This is a genomic window from Catenuloplanes atrovinosus, from assembly GCF_031458235.1.
Taxonomy (GTDB): Bacteria; Actinomycetota; Actinomycetes; order Mycobacteriales; family Micromonosporaceae; genus Catenuloplanes; species Catenuloplanes atrovinosus.
In genome coordinates this window covers 2163181-2177137 of record NZ_JAVDYB010000001.1, presented here as the reverse complement: position 1 = coordinate 2177137, position 13957 = coordinate 2163181, and the positions used below count along the sequence as shown (strand labels likewise).

At 73.5% G+C, this 13957-nt stretch carries 14 protein-coding genes; 7 read left to right on the top strand and 7 right to left on the bottom strand.

The genetic code is table 11. From position 1 onward, the window contains the following. The first annotated feature begins 40 nt into the window (after nucleotides 1-40). The 3 genes from J2S41_RS09635 (at nucleotide 41) to J2S41_RS09625 (ending at nucleotide 2264) form a co-directional block, all read left to right on the top strand. Nucleotides 41-544: a hypothetical protein gene (locus J2S41_RS09635; RefSeq protein WP_310365733.1), complete on the top strand. Its 504-nt coding sequence runs from the start codon at nucleotides 41-43 to the stop codon at nucleotides 542-544. Nucleotides 545-910: 366 nt separating this feature from the next. Further along, nucleotides 911-1534: an L-threonylcarbamoyladenylate synthase gene (locus tag J2S41_RS09630; protein ID WP_310365730.1), complete on the top strand. Its 624-nt coding sequence runs from the start codon at nucleotides 911-913 to the stop codon at nucleotides 1532-1534. A gap of 7 nt (nucleotides 1535-1541) precedes the next feature. Beyond that, nucleotides 1542-2264: an enoyl-CoA hydratase/isomerase family protein gene (locus tag J2S41_RS09625; RefSeq protein WP_310376335.1), complete on the top strand. Its 723-nt coding sequence runs from the start codon at nucleotides 1542-1544 to the stop codon at nucleotides 2262-2264. A 16-nt stretch (nucleotides 2265-2280) separates the two neighbouring features. Here J2S41_RS09625 and J2S41_RS09620 read toward each other — a convergent pair whose 3' ends face one another. Continuing rightward, nucleotides 2281-3123 (bottom strand): helix-turn-helix transcriptional regulator, encoded by an 843-nt coding sequence (locus tag J2S41_RS09620; protein ID WP_310365728.1) that lies wholly within the window; start codon nucleotides 3121-3123, stop codon nucleotides 2281-2283. Between the two features lie 129 nt (nucleotides 3124-3252). On the opposite strand from J2S41_RS09620, the gene J2S41_RS09615 reads away from it, so the two are divergent. Further along, nucleotides 3253-4248 carry an aldo/keto reductase gene (locus J2S41_RS09615; protein WP_310365726.1) on the top strand — a complete coding sequence of 332 codons (996 nt, stop codon included), beginning with the start codon at nucleotides 3253-3255 and terminating at the stop codon, nucleotides 4246-4248. Here the strand turns inward: J2S41_RS09615 and J2S41_RS09610 are convergent. The 6 genes from J2S41_RS09610 to J2S41_RS09585 form a co-directional block, all read right to left on the bottom strand. After that, entirely contained in the window at nucleotides 4206-4940 is a 735-nt protein-coding gene (locus tag J2S41_RS09610) for a class I SAM-dependent DNA methyltransferase (protein ID WP_310365723.1), read from the bottom strand. The two genes, J2S41_RS09615 and J2S41_RS09610, sit on opposite strands and share 43 nt — an antisense overlap. 114 nt (nucleotides 4941-5054) lie before the next feature. Next, nucleotides 5055-5750, bottom strand: a complete 696-nt coding sequence (locus J2S41_RS09605) for a hypothetical protein (protein WP_310365721.1) — start codon at nucleotides 5748-5750, stop codon at nucleotides 5055-5057. Nucleotides 5751-5759: 9 nt separating this feature from the next. Beyond that, entirely contained in the window at nucleotides 5760-8303 is a 2544-nt protein-coding gene (locus J2S41_RS09600) for a hypothetical protein (protein ID WP_310365720.1), read from the bottom strand. A gap of 643 nt (nucleotides 8304-8946) precedes the next feature. Further along, nucleotides 8947-9462: a hypothetical protein gene (locus J2S41_RS09595; protein ID WP_310365719.1), complete on the bottom strand. Its 516-nt coding sequence runs from the start codon at nucleotides 9460-9462 to the stop codon at nucleotides 8947-8949. 132 nt (nucleotides 9463-9594) lie between these two features. Continuing rightward, the gene (locus J2S41_RS09590) at nucleotides 9595-10929 is read right to left on the bottom strand and encodes a vanadium-dependent haloperoxidase (RefSeq protein ID WP_310365717.1); all 1335 of its coding nucleotides are present in this window, start codon (nucleotides 10927-10929) and stop codon (nucleotides 9595-9597) included. A 104-nt stretch (nucleotides 10930-11033) separates the two neighbouring features. Then, nucleotides 11034-12080, bottom strand: coding sequence for a serine hydrolase domain-containing protein (locus tag J2S41_RS09585; protein ID WP_310365715.1), 1047 nt, complete (start codon nucleotides 12078-12080; stop codon nucleotides 11034-11036). 110 nt (nucleotides 12081-12190) lie between these two features. Here J2S41_RS09585 and J2S41_RS09580 point away from each other — a divergent pair, with 110 nt between their 5' ends. From J2S41_RS09580 to J2S41_RS09570, 3 genes are read left to right on the top strand one after another with little or no spacing between them, the layout of a single operon-like run. Beyond that, on the top strand, nucleotides 12191-12418 hold the full coding sequence (locus J2S41_RS09580; protein WP_310365714.1) for a hypothetical protein: 228 nt from the start codon (nucleotides 12191-12193) through the stop codon (nucleotides 12416-12418). Nucleotides 12419-12432: 14 nt separating this feature from the next. Continuing rightward, nucleotides 12433-13284 (top strand): sensor histidine kinase, encoded by an 852-nt coding sequence (locus J2S41_RS09575; protein WP_310365712.1) that lies wholly within the window; start codon nucleotides 12433-12435, stop codon nucleotides 13282-13284. Then, nucleotides 13272-13910 carry a response regulator gene (locus tag J2S41_RS09570; RefSeq protein WP_310365710.1) on the top strand — a complete coding sequence of 213 codons (639 nt, stop codon included), beginning with the start codon at nucleotides 13272-13274 and terminating at the stop codon, nucleotides 13908-13910. The genes J2S41_RS09575 and J2S41_RS09570 overlap by 13 nt, the downstream gene beginning before the upstream one ends. Nucleotides 13911-13957 lie beyond the last annotated feature (47 nt).

Genomic DNA, 13957 nt, shown 5'->3' with positions numbered 1-13957 from the left:
CCGGAGATATCCGCGGCGCCCACGTCGAGGACGAGCCGCAGTGAGCGAGCAGTTCGACTGGCAACTGACCTCCCTGCCGAGATGGACGCCCGCATCCCGCTTCGGGACGCATCACAGGATGACAGCCGATAGACGCGGCCGGCTGCTGCGGGTCCGAGAGGATGTCTATCTCATGGCCAACAAGGCAATGGGGGCCGGGGCCGATGATCCCGGGGTCGGCGCGGTTCTGTGGGCCCGGTCGGCCGATGCGGCAATGCTGATCGTCACCTCCGCGATCCCCGACTCCGAGTCGCCCGACTCTGCTTGCAGGCCACCGGCCGCCTTTCTTGGCTTCAGTCCCGTGACCTACGAAAGAGCGGAAAGCTATGAGCGCGCGCACGGCTTCCCGCTCCTCCAGGAACGGGTCGAGTACCGATTTACGGACGGGCGGTTCCTCTTCTTCGCACTATCGCGAGTGGGACGCGAATACATCTTCGCCTCGGTAGAGCCCCAACCCGAGGACGAGCCGATCGGCATCCGATTCGAACTCCTGCCCGCGTCATAGCCCGGATTTGCACCACCCGCGCACTCTCATCGGCGGGAGCCGGAGCCAGCCGTCCGGGTCAGCGGCGCCCAGCCTGACGCATGCGCCGAGGGCGCCGCGCCCGATCAGTGGCATCTGAGGGTCCGGGAACAGAACCGGCCCCCCAGGGTAGTTCGCGAGCGCCGATACGCCGCGTGAACGGTCGGGAAGCGGCCGTGGGTGGGGGTGTGGGGTGACCGGCGGCGGGACCGGCAGGGAGGCCGCCCGCGGCCGACCGGTGCCCGCGGGAGCATGCGGGCCGCGACCACGCCGGAAGCGGGAAAATGGGTCCGTCGGTCCTGCACACGCCGGGAATGAGGGGCGGATCGTGGGCGGTAGGCTGCCGGGGTGGCGAGGTACTTCGACGTGCATCCGGACAATCCGCAGCCCAGGGCCATCGCGCAGGTGGTGGCGATCCTGCGGGAGGGTGGGCTGATCGCCTATCCGACGGACTCGTGTTTCGCGCTGGGGTGTCTGGTCGGGAACCGGGAGGGGCTGGAGCGCATCCGGGCGATCCGGGGGCTGGACGACAAGCACCATTTCACGCTGGTGTGCCGGGACTTCGCGCAGGTGGGGCAGTTCGTGCACATCAGCAACGCGGTGTTCCGGTCGGTGAAGGCGGCGATTCCGGGCAGCTACACCTTTGTTCTGCCGGCGACGCGGGAGGTGCCGAAGCGGCTGCTGCACCCGCGGAAGAAGACCGTGGGGGTACGGGTGCCGGCGCACGCGGTGACCCAGGCGCTGCTGGCCGAGCTGGGTGAGCCGCTGCTGTCGACCACGCTGCTGCTGCCGGGCGAGGACGAGGCGCCGGTCCAGGGGTGGGAGATCAAGGAGCGGCTGGATCACCAGTTGGACGCGGTGGTGGACGCGGGCGAGTGCGGCGTGGTGCCGACCACCGTGATCGACCTGTCCGAGGACGTGCCGGAGGTGCTGCGCGTGGGCGCGGGCGATCCGTCGCGGTTCGAGGCGTGAGCGCGTGATGGGGTTCCTGGCGTCGGCCGTGGACGGCGTGGTCGCGACCGTCACGATCACGAACGAGCGCAAGCGGAACGTGATGACCGCGGACATGTGGCGTGCGCTGCCGGAGCTGCTGTCGGCGCTGGCCGCGGACGAGCGGGTACGGGTGCTGGTGCTGCGCGGCGCCGGCGGCACGTTCTGCGCGGGCGCGGACCTGGCGAACATCGAGGAGGCGTACCCGGGCGGCGAGGACTCGATCGTGACGCGGGCGGAGGCGGCGCTGGTGGCGTTCCCGCGGCCGACGATCGCGTACGTCGAGGGCTACGCGATCGGCGGCGGGTGCCAGCTGGCGGTCGCGTGTGACCTGCGGTTCGCGGCGGCGGACGCGGTGTTCGGCGTGCCGCCGGGCAAGCTCGGCATCGTGTATCCGGCGGCGAGCACGCGGCGCCTGGTGTCCGTGGTCGGGCCGGCGGTCGCGAAGTACCTGCTGTTCTCCGGCGACCCGGTGGGTGTGGCGCGCGCGGTCGCGCTGGGGCTGGTGACCGAGGTGGCGACGCCGGAGCGGCTGGCGGAGTTCACGGCCACGGTGGCGTCCCGGTCGCCGATGTCGCTGGCGGCGGCGAAGGCGTTCGTGGAGTCGGACGATCCGGCCGTGGTCGAGCACTGGCACCGGATCGGCGTGGCCAGCCCGGACCGGGTGGAGGGCGTGACCGCGTTCCACGAGAAGCGGGCAGCGCGGTTCTGATCCAAGCCGGCGCGGCTCAGCGCGGCACCCCGAACTCCTCGATCCCGACCACCCGGAGCAGGTCCAGCCGCTCCCGGGTCTCCGCGTTCGCCGGGGTGAGGACCAGCAGGCTCTGGCGCAGGTCCGGCGTCACCAGCGTTTCGCAGTCCATCAGCAGCGGGCCGACCCGTGGGTGCAGCAGCGTCTTGCGGTCGGCCCGGCGCACGGCCACCTCGTGCTCGTCCCAGAAGCGGCGGAAGTCCGCGCTCGCCGCCCGCAGCCGCGCGACCAGGGCGGTGACCACCGGGTCCCCGGCGCGGCGGCCGGCGGTCGCGCGCAGGTCCGCGACCAGGGTCCGGCCGTGGTGCTCGTGCTCCTCGGGCGGGTGGACGGCGCGCGCCCCGGCCTCGGTGAACCAGCGGTAGGTCAGGTATCGCCGGTCGCCGCCGAAGCCGGTCAGCTCGCCGGAGACCAGCAGCGACATCCGGTTCTGCGCGAGCACCTCGCCGAGGTCGGAGATGACCACGGCCGACGCGCCGTCCAGCAGGTCCAGCATGCGGACCAGGCCGGCCCGGGCGAGCCGGGCGGTGCCGTCCGCGGGCGGCGGCTGGTGACCGGCCAGGTGGAACAGGTGCGCCCGCTCATCCTCGGTCAGGCGCAGCGCGCGGCTGAGCGCGCCGAGGAGCTGCGTCGACGGCTGGCTGCTGCGCCCCTGTTCGAGCCGGACCACGTAGTCGACCGACATCCCGGCGAGCATCGCCACCTCCTCGCGGCGCAGGCCGGACGTGCGGCGCCGGGGGCCGTCCGCGAGGCCGACCTCGGCCGGCCGGATCGCGAGGCGCCGGCGGCGGACGAAGTCGGCGAGCTGGTCACGCTGCATGACCACCATGCTGCCCCGCCCAGGTCGCGGCCGGCCAGGGAGCGCCGCTCCCACGATCGGCTCTCCGCTCCCGCCGCGCCCGGAACCGTCGCACCGTGAGGTCACGGCACACGACGAAAGGACGCTGTGATGCAGACACGACACCTGGGCAGGACCGGGCCCGCCGTCTCCGCGCTGGGACTGGGCGCGATGGGCATGTCCGACGCCTACGGCGCGGCGGACCGGGCGGAGAGCATCGCCACCGTGCACGCCGCGCTGGACGCGGGCGTCACGCTGATCGACACCGGCGACTTCTACGCCATGGGCCACAACGAGCTGCTGCTCGGCGAGGCGCTGCGCGGGCGGGACCGGGACTCGTACCGGCTGAGCGTGAAGTTCGGCGCGCTGCGCGGGCCGGGGCACGTCTTCGGCCCGATGGACAACCGGCCCGAGGCGCTCAGGAATTTCCTGGCCTACTCGCTGACCCGGCTCGGCGTCGACCATATCGACGTCTACCGCCCGGCCCGGCTGGACCCGCGGGTGCCGATCGAGGACACGGTCGGCGCGATCAAGGAGATGATCGAGGCGGGGTACGTGCGGTACGTGGGCCTCTCCGAGGTCGACGCGGACACGATCCGCCGCGCGCACGCGGTGCACCCGATCGCCGACCTGCAGATCGAGTACTCGCTGATCTCCCGCGCGGTCGAGGACGACGTGCTGCCGACGCTGCGCGAGCTGGGCATCGGGCTGACCGCGTACGGCGTGCTCAGCCGTGGGCTGATCTCCGGCCACTGGAGCGTGGGCAACTCGGCCGGCGCGGGCGACAGCCGGGCCATGATCCCGCGCTTCTCGGCCGGCAACGTGGAGCACAACCTCGCGCTGGTCGACGCGCTGCGCCGGATCGCCGACGCGAAGGGCTGCACGGTCGCCCAGCTCGCCATCGCCTGGGTGGCCGCGCAGGGCGACGACGTGGTGCCGCTGGTCGGCGCGCGCACGCGGACCCGGCTGGCCGAGGCGCTGCCCGCCATGGAACTGACACTCACCGCCGGTGACCTGGCGGAGATCGAGCGGGCGGTCCCGCGGGGTGCGGCGCGCGGCGACCGCTACCCGACCGCGCTGATGGGGAGCGTGGGCGTCGGCAACTGAGCCGCCTGCGCCACGATCACCCATTCGAGGCCGGGCCGGTCGGGGGCGTCCCGCACGTCGCGGAGCGTGAATCCCGCGGCGGTCAGAGACCCTTCGATCTCCTCGAGGGTACGGAACCGGAGCGTCGAATCCGAGGTCAGCGCCGTGCCGTCGGGGAAGCGGTAGGTGTGGCGGAACGACACCAGGCGCGGGCTCACGCCGGTCAGCCGCAGCGTGCGTTCCACGCCGTCGCGCGTCTCCGGGCCGGACGGCCAGTTCTCCCAGTCGCGGCGCTCCGGCCGGCGGGTCTCGAACACCAGCCACCCGCCCGGCCGTAGCGCGCCGCGGACGCCGCGCAGCGCCGCCGCCCAGGCCGCGTCCGTGACGAACACCTGCGCCACGTTGCCGGTCATCGTGGCCAGGTCCGCGTCCCACGGCGGCACGTCCGCCGCGCCCGCGTGCACCCACCTGACGCGCCCGTCCCTGGCCCGCGCGATCTCCAGCGAGGCCAGGGCGGGATCGGCGCCCAGCACGGCACGGCCGGAGTCCGCCAGCCGGGCCGCCAGGCGCCCGGTGCCGCAGCCCACGTCGATGACGCGCCGCGCACCCAGCTCGTCCGCGATCGCGAGGTAGTGGTCGAGGTCGCCGCGGTCCCCGTCGAACGCGTCGTAGAGCGCCGCGAGCCGGGGGTGGTCGAAGATCGCATCGGGCACCCTCCGACCGTACGGCCGGAAGACGTTTATGGATATGGATTTTTCGGCCGTTCGAGCCGGGCTTCTACGAGCGGCGGGCCGTCGGGGACGCCGTCCACCTGGCACAGGGCGGGATCAGGAGAGGGCGAGGTCGAGTTCGGTGAGGGCCTCGCGGAGGTCGTCGTCGGGGCCGGCGGCGTAGAGGGCGTCGCGGACGTCGCGGCGGAGGGCGTCGCCGGCAAGCCACGCCTCGACCTGGGCGCGCTGTTCGGGGCGCTCCTCCCAGAACGGGTTGGTGAGCCGGCCGTTCTCGCGGCCGAGCTCCGCCAGCGCCTCGGCCGCCGGCGTCGAGGTCAGTGCGGCCTGCCACTCCAGCAGGTACGGCGTGAGGTCGTCCTCGACGTGCCCGATGCCGCAGAGCACGGCGTCCGCGTCCAGCTCGTGACCGGCGAGCACGGCCGACCACAGCGTGCGCAGGAACGCGCGCAGCGCCTCCCGTTCCGCGGCCGGCCACGCCTGCCACTCCGCCCGGCGCACCGCGATGAGCAGCCACTCCGGGTCGACCAGGCCGTCGCCGCCGGCCAGGTTCACCTCCAGCAGGCGGGGCAGGAAGTAGCGCAGGTCGGCGGCGGCGCCCACGGTCATCATGACGTTCATCGCGTACGGGTGCAGCGCGCCCGCGCTCAGCTCGCGCAGCGGGACCGGGGCCAGCAGCGCCTTCTCCTCCGCGTCGTCGAAGCAGCACTCGCAGTACCGCACCGACGCGGGCCGGGGCAGGCGCCCGAACGCCTCGTAGAGCCGGTCGATCGCGGGCCCCAGGGTCGAAGACACGAAGGAATCCTAACGATAGAACGGGTCCGGCGGATCGGCGGACGGCGGCCGGGACAGCGGCAGCGCGCTCAGCGCGCGTCCCAGCTGCGCGTTCGCCGACTCGGTGACGCGGCCGACCGGGACCGGCGGGATGGTCAGCGGCTCCGGCGAGACCAGCAGCATCGCGGGCGTCGGGAAGTTGCGGTCACCGACCACGGAGACGGAGCCGAGCACGGCCTCGGTGGGCGCGGGCATCTCGATCACGTGCCACTCGTCCGGGTGCGGCGCCGGCCGTACCGTGTGCCGGCCCGTCGCCCCGCCCAGCCACGCGATGGAACCGATCACCAGCGGTACGCCGCCGCCCGGCGCCTCGGTCGTGGCCTTGATCCGCAGGTACGGCGCGTCGACCTCACAGAGGATCCGCCACCAGGTCAGGCCGCGGCTGTTCGCGGACGCCACGTACGCGTAGAGGCGGTCCGGCACCGGCGGCGTCAGCGTGGCGGTCGCGGCCGGCGTGGGCGCGGCGACGGTCGGCCCGACGTCGGCGAACGCGCGCAGCAGCGGGCTCGGGTCCGGCACTCGCACGCGCACGTCCGGCACCGCGGGCGCGAGCGCGTCCGGGTGGCGGCGGACCAGGTCGCGCAGCACGCCGGCCAGCGCGGGATGGCGGGCGGACGCGCCGGTCAGCAGCGTCAGCATCCGTACCCGCTGATGATGGGTCGCCCTCGGCACGAACAGCGCGAGGTCGGCCGTGCGCAACGCGGCACCGTTCTGCAACAGCGCGCGAACGACCAGCTCCTCCGCGACCAGGGCGGGCCGCACCGGGCGCCAATGGCCGCCGCGCTCGGCCGGATAGAGATCGGACAGCCACGCGTCGACGTCGCCGGTGCCGTTGTGGCCGCCCAGCAGCGTGCGCGCCTCGTCCTCGGTGGTCGCGCCGAACAGCGTGGCGACCGCGACCAGCCGCGTGCGGGCCTGCCGGTTCGGCGCGATCCGGTGCCGGTCCGCGACCTTGTTGAGGTAGCGGTCCTCGTGCCGCAGCAGCGCGGCGAGCGGGTCGTGGTAGTACCGGCCGGCGTCCGGCAGCGGGCGGCCGATCGCCCACAGCAACGCCGCGGCCTGCAACGTCAGCGCGTGCCCGAACGCGGGCAGCCCTTCGGTCATCGGCCGCGGCGACTGCTCGACCACCGCCGTGTACGGCCGGCCCGGCATCCCCCGGTCGAAGATCTCCGCGAAGGCACGGGCGGCGCGGCGCTGCTCGGCCGCGCGCATCGCCGGGTCCGGGTAGAGCGGCCCGAGCGCGAGCGTGCGAATGCCGGCCAGCCGGGTGCGGTCGCTCAGCCCGAGCATCCACGAGCCGGCGCTCTTGGCCAGCATCAGCGCGCGGATCCGGGCGCGGCGGCCCATCGCCAGCCGGTCCAGCACCTCGGCCAGCAGCGCCGGCGGGCGCGTCTCCGCGTCGTCCACGATGATCAGCGTGGGTGCGGTCGGCCCGTCCACCGCGTCCAGCCCCGCGATCAGCCGGCGCAGGTCACCGGCGACGCCGCCGAGCCAGCCCTGCGCGCGCAGCCGGGTCAGCAGCTCGGCCGCGAGCCGCGTCTTACCCTCGCCGGACGGCGCGTGCATCAGCATGTGGACGGTGCGATCCTCGGCGTTGCACCAGGCGGTCAGCTCGCGGATCTCCCGGACCCGGCCGCGGAACGGCACCACCGCGGCCTCCGCCGTGAGCAGCGGTGGGTACGGCCCCTCGGCCGCGCGGGCCACGATCCGGTCCGGGCCCGCATACGGGTCGACGAGCGCGTGCGCCAGCTCGACCGGCTCGGACACCGCCGGCCGCTTCGCGAACCGGCCCACCGGCCGGGAGAACGTGCGGTCCCGCAGCAGCCGCCAGACCGGCGTGAGGGTCAGCGAGCGGCGCCCCGGCCGGTACGCGTCATCGGTGATCACGCCGAGCAGCAGCCCGCGCGCGAACACCGGCGCGCCGGCGAGCCCCGGCGGCAGCCGGTCCGCGTCGAGTTCGAGCTGGTAGAGGCCGTCCGAGACGCGCACCCGGCCATGGATCATGACCGCCTGTTCGGCCGGTTCCTCCTCGTCGTCCTCGTCGGCCGGCGCCTCCGGCTCGTCGTCCGGCGGTTGCAGCGCCTCCAGCGCGCGCAGCGCCGAGATCGGATCCGGCGGCCCGGTCACGATGCGCGTCTGCCGGGTCGGTCCCGCCCACGCCGGCCGCGGCTCGTGGCCCCGGGGCCGTGCCGTCCCCACCGGGCGGATGGACTCGCGCTCCGGCGGCGTGCGCTGCTCCGGGATCTCCGCGCCGGTGTCCGCCGTGGTCAGCGCGAGCGCGACCACGTCCAGCTCGGTGCCGGACGACAGGATGCGCCCGAACCGGGCCGGTGGCAGCCGGGTCTCCCCCGCCGCGGCCGGCACCTCGACGAGCGCCACCTCCATCACCGGGTCCGACCAGATCAGCCGGCCGGGCGTGCTGCGCGGATGGTCCGGGTAGTCCTCCACCTCGACCGTGTCGTCCAGGCGCCCCGGGTGATGCTCCGCCGTCAGCACGAGACCGTCGGCGATCACATACCCGAGCGGCCGATCAGCGGCCCCGGCGACCCGCACGAGACGACTGGGCTCCGCCACTAGAGACCTGCTCCCAGACGGAACATTCCACCGTGGACGATTCCCGGAGCCGCCATCCGTCCCTCCCATCGTTCGTCCACAACATTGTGATCCACCCGACCATGTTTCGCGCCCCGGACACAAGGGACGGTCCGGCCGATCTCGGAGACGGACGGTCGCCCGGAGAGAACCTACCGTGTCACCCAAGGCCTCCCTGCGCATTTCCAGCGGTCATCCGGCGCAAGACACCCGCGACGTTCGACGTCGGCGGACGTCACTGCGGCGCCTTACCTCGGCGACTGGCGTGGCACGTCACGCGGGTTGTCGCCTTAGCTCGGCGGCCGGCACAGCAGGTCGCCCGGGTTGTCGCCTTAGCTCGCGGCCGGCACGGCAGGTCGCCCGGGTTGTGGCCTTAGCTCGGCGGCCGGCACGGCAGGTCACCCGGGTTGTCGCCTTAGCTCGCGGCCGGCACGGCAGGTCACCCGGGTTGTCGCCTTAGCTCGCCGGCCGGCACGGCTCATCACCGCGCTGCCGCCTTACCTCCGCGGCGGCGTGACAGAACACCCGCGTTGTCGCCTTACCTCATGGCAGGTCACCGGGTGAGCTACCGTCTGCGGCGCGGGGCGAGAGCACGGCCGGCGAGCCATGTGACGGTCACGGCGGAGGCCGCGATGATCAGTAGGTTGACGTTGACCGCCGGGTGCCAGCGGACCTCACCGTCGCGGATGCTGTAGGCCCCGACCGGGATCGCCGCCATCCCGAACCCGCCGCCGTCGCCCTGCCGCTCGCCGTTCTTGCCGTGGCGCTTGTCGACCTTCTCAGGCTTGTCGGCCTTGTCCGCCTTCTCGGCCTTGTCCGCCTTCTCGGCCTTGTCGGCTTTGTCGGCCGTGGCGCCCTTGGCGGCGGGACCGTGGTCGGTCGTCTTGCCGCCCGCCGCGTGTGCAGCGTCTGGCTCGCCGTCCGTCCGGGGCTCCCTGATCCGGCCGCTGCCGGCGCCGAGCCCACCGGCCACCAGCGCGGCCGGGACCAGGGTCACGCCGTCCCGTTCATACGGCTCGCCGAACACTCGCCGCACGGTCATCGCATCCCGGGCCGCACTCATGAGCTCGTAGACGTTCACCGGGCCCCCAAAACAGGCTGAGCTGGTCACTGAGGATCGAGCCTATCCACGGTCCCGACGATCCGCAGTCCGCTCACCGCGATCGGCGGCCCGACGCCGCCCGCCCGGGTGAGCGGCGCCCCCTGCGGCGGGTCAGGTGCGGTAGAAGGCGTGCTTGAGCAGGTAGGCGGTGGTTTGCTCGCCGATCCGGGTGCCGTGCACGTCCGCGGAGCGGAAGTGCACGCCGGCCCAGACCCGGGCGCCGATGAGTTCGTCGCGGGCTTGGCTGAAGCTGGTGTAGTGCCGACGGGTGCCCGCGTCGGCGCTGTAGGCGCTGAACGGGATGTCGTCGCGGCCGAAGAACGCGCGGAACGCCGACGTGACCGAGCCGGTCGAGCAGGCGTGGCCGGAGGTGAAGTCGGGGTGCGGCGGCGTGATCGCGAGTGGCGTCCAGTCCGGATCGCCGTGCGTGGCGGGGTTGCCGTCGGTGTCCGCCAGCCGGACCGCCGTGACCGGCCGCCAGAAGCTCCACCGGTCCTTCTCCGCGAAGCAGATCACAGCGGAGTCCGCGATGGACGTGTTGACCAGCGCAAACAGCCGGGCCGTCGGCAGCGTGCCGAGGCGCTGCGCGGTGGCGAGCTGACGACGGATCTCCCAGATGGTCAGGCGCCGGTCGTGCCACCAGATCGCGGCCTCGGTCTGGTCCGCGGTCCGTTTCGTGCTGTCGATCCCGCCGAGGTCCTTGACCTCGTTGAGCTCCCGGGCATACGCACGACTGGTGAGGGCCGGCGGGCCCGCGGTGCGGAACAGGTCCGCGGACGGCAGCACGAACGGGCGCGTGTACCCCACCCACGCCCCGTCCTGCGCGAACGTGGGCGGCGTCGGTCGCCACTGTCCCGGCGCGGTGCCCTGGGTCCAGGTCCGGTCGCCGTACGCGCCGTCACCGGTCCGGTTGGCGATCATGGCGTCGGCGGCACGGCTGCCGACCGCGATGCCGTCCCGCTCGGCACGGCCGTCCGGGATCTCGTCGAGGTACGCCTGATACGTCGCGGTCAGGTCGGCGTGCTGTGCCGGAAACATCCAGTCGAGCGTCCGGTACGCGGCCGTGGCCACCGCCGCCGGCACCGACTCCCGCCCGGTCGCCCGCGGAGCGCTGATCAACGGCGCGTACGGCGTCCCCGCGATGGCGTTGACCGCGTCGTACACCGCACCGTGCACGACCGCGAAGCTTCGGCCGGTCACGTACGGCGGCTGCCGCGCCACGTCCCAGACCGCACGCTCGGCGTGCAGGTCCCACGTGACCACCGGGTTGCCGTCCGGGGCCCCGGGTGCGGCGGACGCCGGGGCCGCGACTGGCGCGGCGAGCAGCAGCACGGCGAGCACGGCCGCTCCCCCGGCCCGCAGGAGCGTCCTGCCGGGTTTCCGCTCACCGCTGCGGCGCGGTGGTGGCCGGCGCTGCGCTGACGATTCGCTCGCACGCGTGCTCATGGCGTCTCCCTCGCTAGGCGATGACGGCACTCAATCGACTGAGTGGGAAAACCACAGTCCTTGATTCGACAGCGACCGGAAGCCGCCGGATGGCTCGCGGATCGTCATGTTCGCTGCAGCAGGCGCTCGGTGACGCGGTCCGCGGCCTGTTGCTGGCGGACCGCGGCGTCGCCGGCGAGCGTGGTGGACATGCTGATGACGACGCTGCGGGCACCGCCCTCCGTGACGCCCGTGACGGTGGCGAAACCGGCGTCACCACCGTCGTGGCCCCAGCGGACGCCCCCGCCCGGCAACGGTCGCCGCATCAGGCCCAGGCCGTACTCCATGCCGGGCCAGATCTCCTGGAGACCGGCGTCGACCGGGACCGTGCGCCGCATCTCCGCCAGCCAGCGTGGCGGCAGCAGCCGGCCACCGAGCAGCGCGCGGAAGAACCGGCCGAGGTCGGACGCGGTCGACACCATCGAGTCGGGGTCGCCGGGGACCTGCACGGTGACGTCGGTCAGATCGGCGCCGAGCTGTTGATATGCCCGCGCGTGCGGCCGGGGCAGATAAGGTGACGTGCCGGGGAAGCCGGTGTCTCGCAGGCCGAGCGGGCGCAGGATCCGCGTGGTGATCTCGGCGCGGAGAGGGCGGCCGGTCAGCCGCTCGACGACGTCGGCGGCCATGAGGTAACCGGCGTTCGAGTATCGCCAGCCGGTGCCGGGCGCGAACGCGAGCGGCCGTGCCGTCGCCCGCGCGATCAGCTCGGCCCGGGTGTGGACGTCGAAGCGCCGGGCCAGGTATTCCTCCGCCGTCTCGTACCCCGGCAGGTCGTCCTGGAGACCGGTGGTGTGCTGCAGCAGCTGCCGGATCGAGAACCGCAGGTCGGGCGCCGGGCCGTCCAGCGTCAGCTTGCCCTCGGCGGCCAACTGCAGCACGACCGTGGCCAGGAACGGCTTGCGCGTGCTCGCGATGCGGAACCGTGCGTCGATCGGCACGCCGTCGGTCGCGCGGATGTCGCCGGGGTGAGCCCGGAGGAGGACCCCGACGACTCCGAGCGCGGTGATCGGTTTCAGGAGGTCGGCGGTGTGCCGTGCGTCCGGGACGTGCAGCGCGGCCCCGGCGGGGACGAGCGCGGCGGCCTGGAGGATCTGACGGCGAGTCGGTTTCATGGCGTCGACGCTAGAAGCGCGCCCGCCGCCAACCGATACCCCAGGCCACCGCATCAGAGGTACCCCTTGGGGTAGTGCCGCGGATGGCCCGGCGCTCCAGAATGGTCGGCGTGTGGCGCACGACGACCTACCTCATCGGCGTCTGCAACTCGGCTCTGCTGACCGTTCTCGCGTTACCGCTGCTGCTGCTTCCCACGCTGGCGGTTCCGTGGGCCGTGCAGCACCGCCAGAATGCCGACGAATACCGAAAGATCCCGACCGATCCCGGCACCCCGACCACGACCCGCGCTCTGCTGTGGCTGCCGATCCACGCCACGACGGGCACGCCTAACCCTTGATCTTGGTTTTCCTGGTGGGGAATGCACTGCTCGGCGCCGTCTCGACCGTCCTCTGGCCCGCCGTCGAGCCCCGGCTGTTCTTCGAGATCGCGGTCGACGACTGGCCGACCGCGCTCGTGCTCGGCCCTGCCCAGGCCACGATCTTCACCGTGGCCACGGTCCTCGTCGCCCCGCGCCTCGCCCGCGTCCACGCACGCCTGTGCCACGCGGTGCTGGCGCCGACCACGCGACAGCAGGTTCACCGTGCCCGGCTGGACCTGCTGGACGCGCACGCCGCCGAGCTCCGGCGGATCGAGCGGGACCTGCACGACGGCACCCAGGCCCGCCTGGTGGCGATCGCCATGCGGCTGGCCGTGTCCCGGCGCGTGCTGGACGGGGTCGGCGAGGGCGACACCGTGCTCGTCCGGAAGCTGCTCGCGGAGGCACACGACGCCACCGAGGGCGCCATGACCGAGTTGCGCACCGTGATCCACGGCGTCTATCCGCCGGTCCTGGCCGAGCACGGGCTCAAGGGCGCGCTGACCGGCGCCGCCGCCCACTGCCCGCTGCCGGTCACGCTCGACGTGCCGGACACCACCGCGGTGCCGGCCGCGGTGGAGGCGCTCGCCTACTTCGCGGTGGTGGAGGCGCTCACCAACGCCGCCCGGCACGGCCACGCACAGCGGGCGGAGGTGCGCGTGCGGCACGACGGTCGCACGCTGACCGCGACCGTCACCGACGACGGCACCGGCGGCGCCGACCCGCACCGCGGCACCGGCCTCACCGGACTCGCCCGCCGGGCCGAGGCGCTGGACGGCACGCTACGGGTGCACAGCCCACCGGGCGGCCCCACGACCGTCACCGTGGAGGTCCCGTGCGAGTCGTGATCGCGGAGGATGACGCTCTGCTGCGCGAGGGCCTGGCGTTGCTGCTACGCCACGCCGGCTGCACCGTGCCGGCCGCGACCGGGGACGCCGAGACGTTCCTCGACGCGGTGCGCACGCACCGCCCCGACGTGACGGTGGTGGACGTGCGGCTGCCACCGTCCTACCGGGACGAGGGACTTCGTGCCGCGCTGCGCGCCCGGGAGGAGATCGCCGGTCTGCCCGTGCTGGTGCTGTCGCAGTACGTGGCGCGTGACTACGCCGCCGAGTTGCTCGGGTCCGGGAACGCGGTCGGCTACCTGCTCAAGGACCGGGTGAGCCGGGTGGAGGAGTTCGTCGACGCGCTGCGCCGGGTCGCGGCCGGCGGCACCGCGCTCGATCCGGACGTGGTGGCCCAGTTGCTCGTCCGCGGCCCGGAGGATCCGACGGCCGGACTGACGCCACGGGAGAGGGAGGTGCTGGCGCTGATGGCACAGGGACACGACAACCGGGACATCGCTGACCGGATGCTGATCACCGGCAACGCGGTCCACAAGCACATCAGCAACATCTTCGCCAAGCTCGGCCTCGACCCGGCCGACGGCGGCCACCGCCGCGTCCGCGCGGTCCTGACCTACCTGGGAGCCTGACGTGCCCGCCCTACACGACCTGAGAAGCCGCCCGGTGCCGCCGCGCA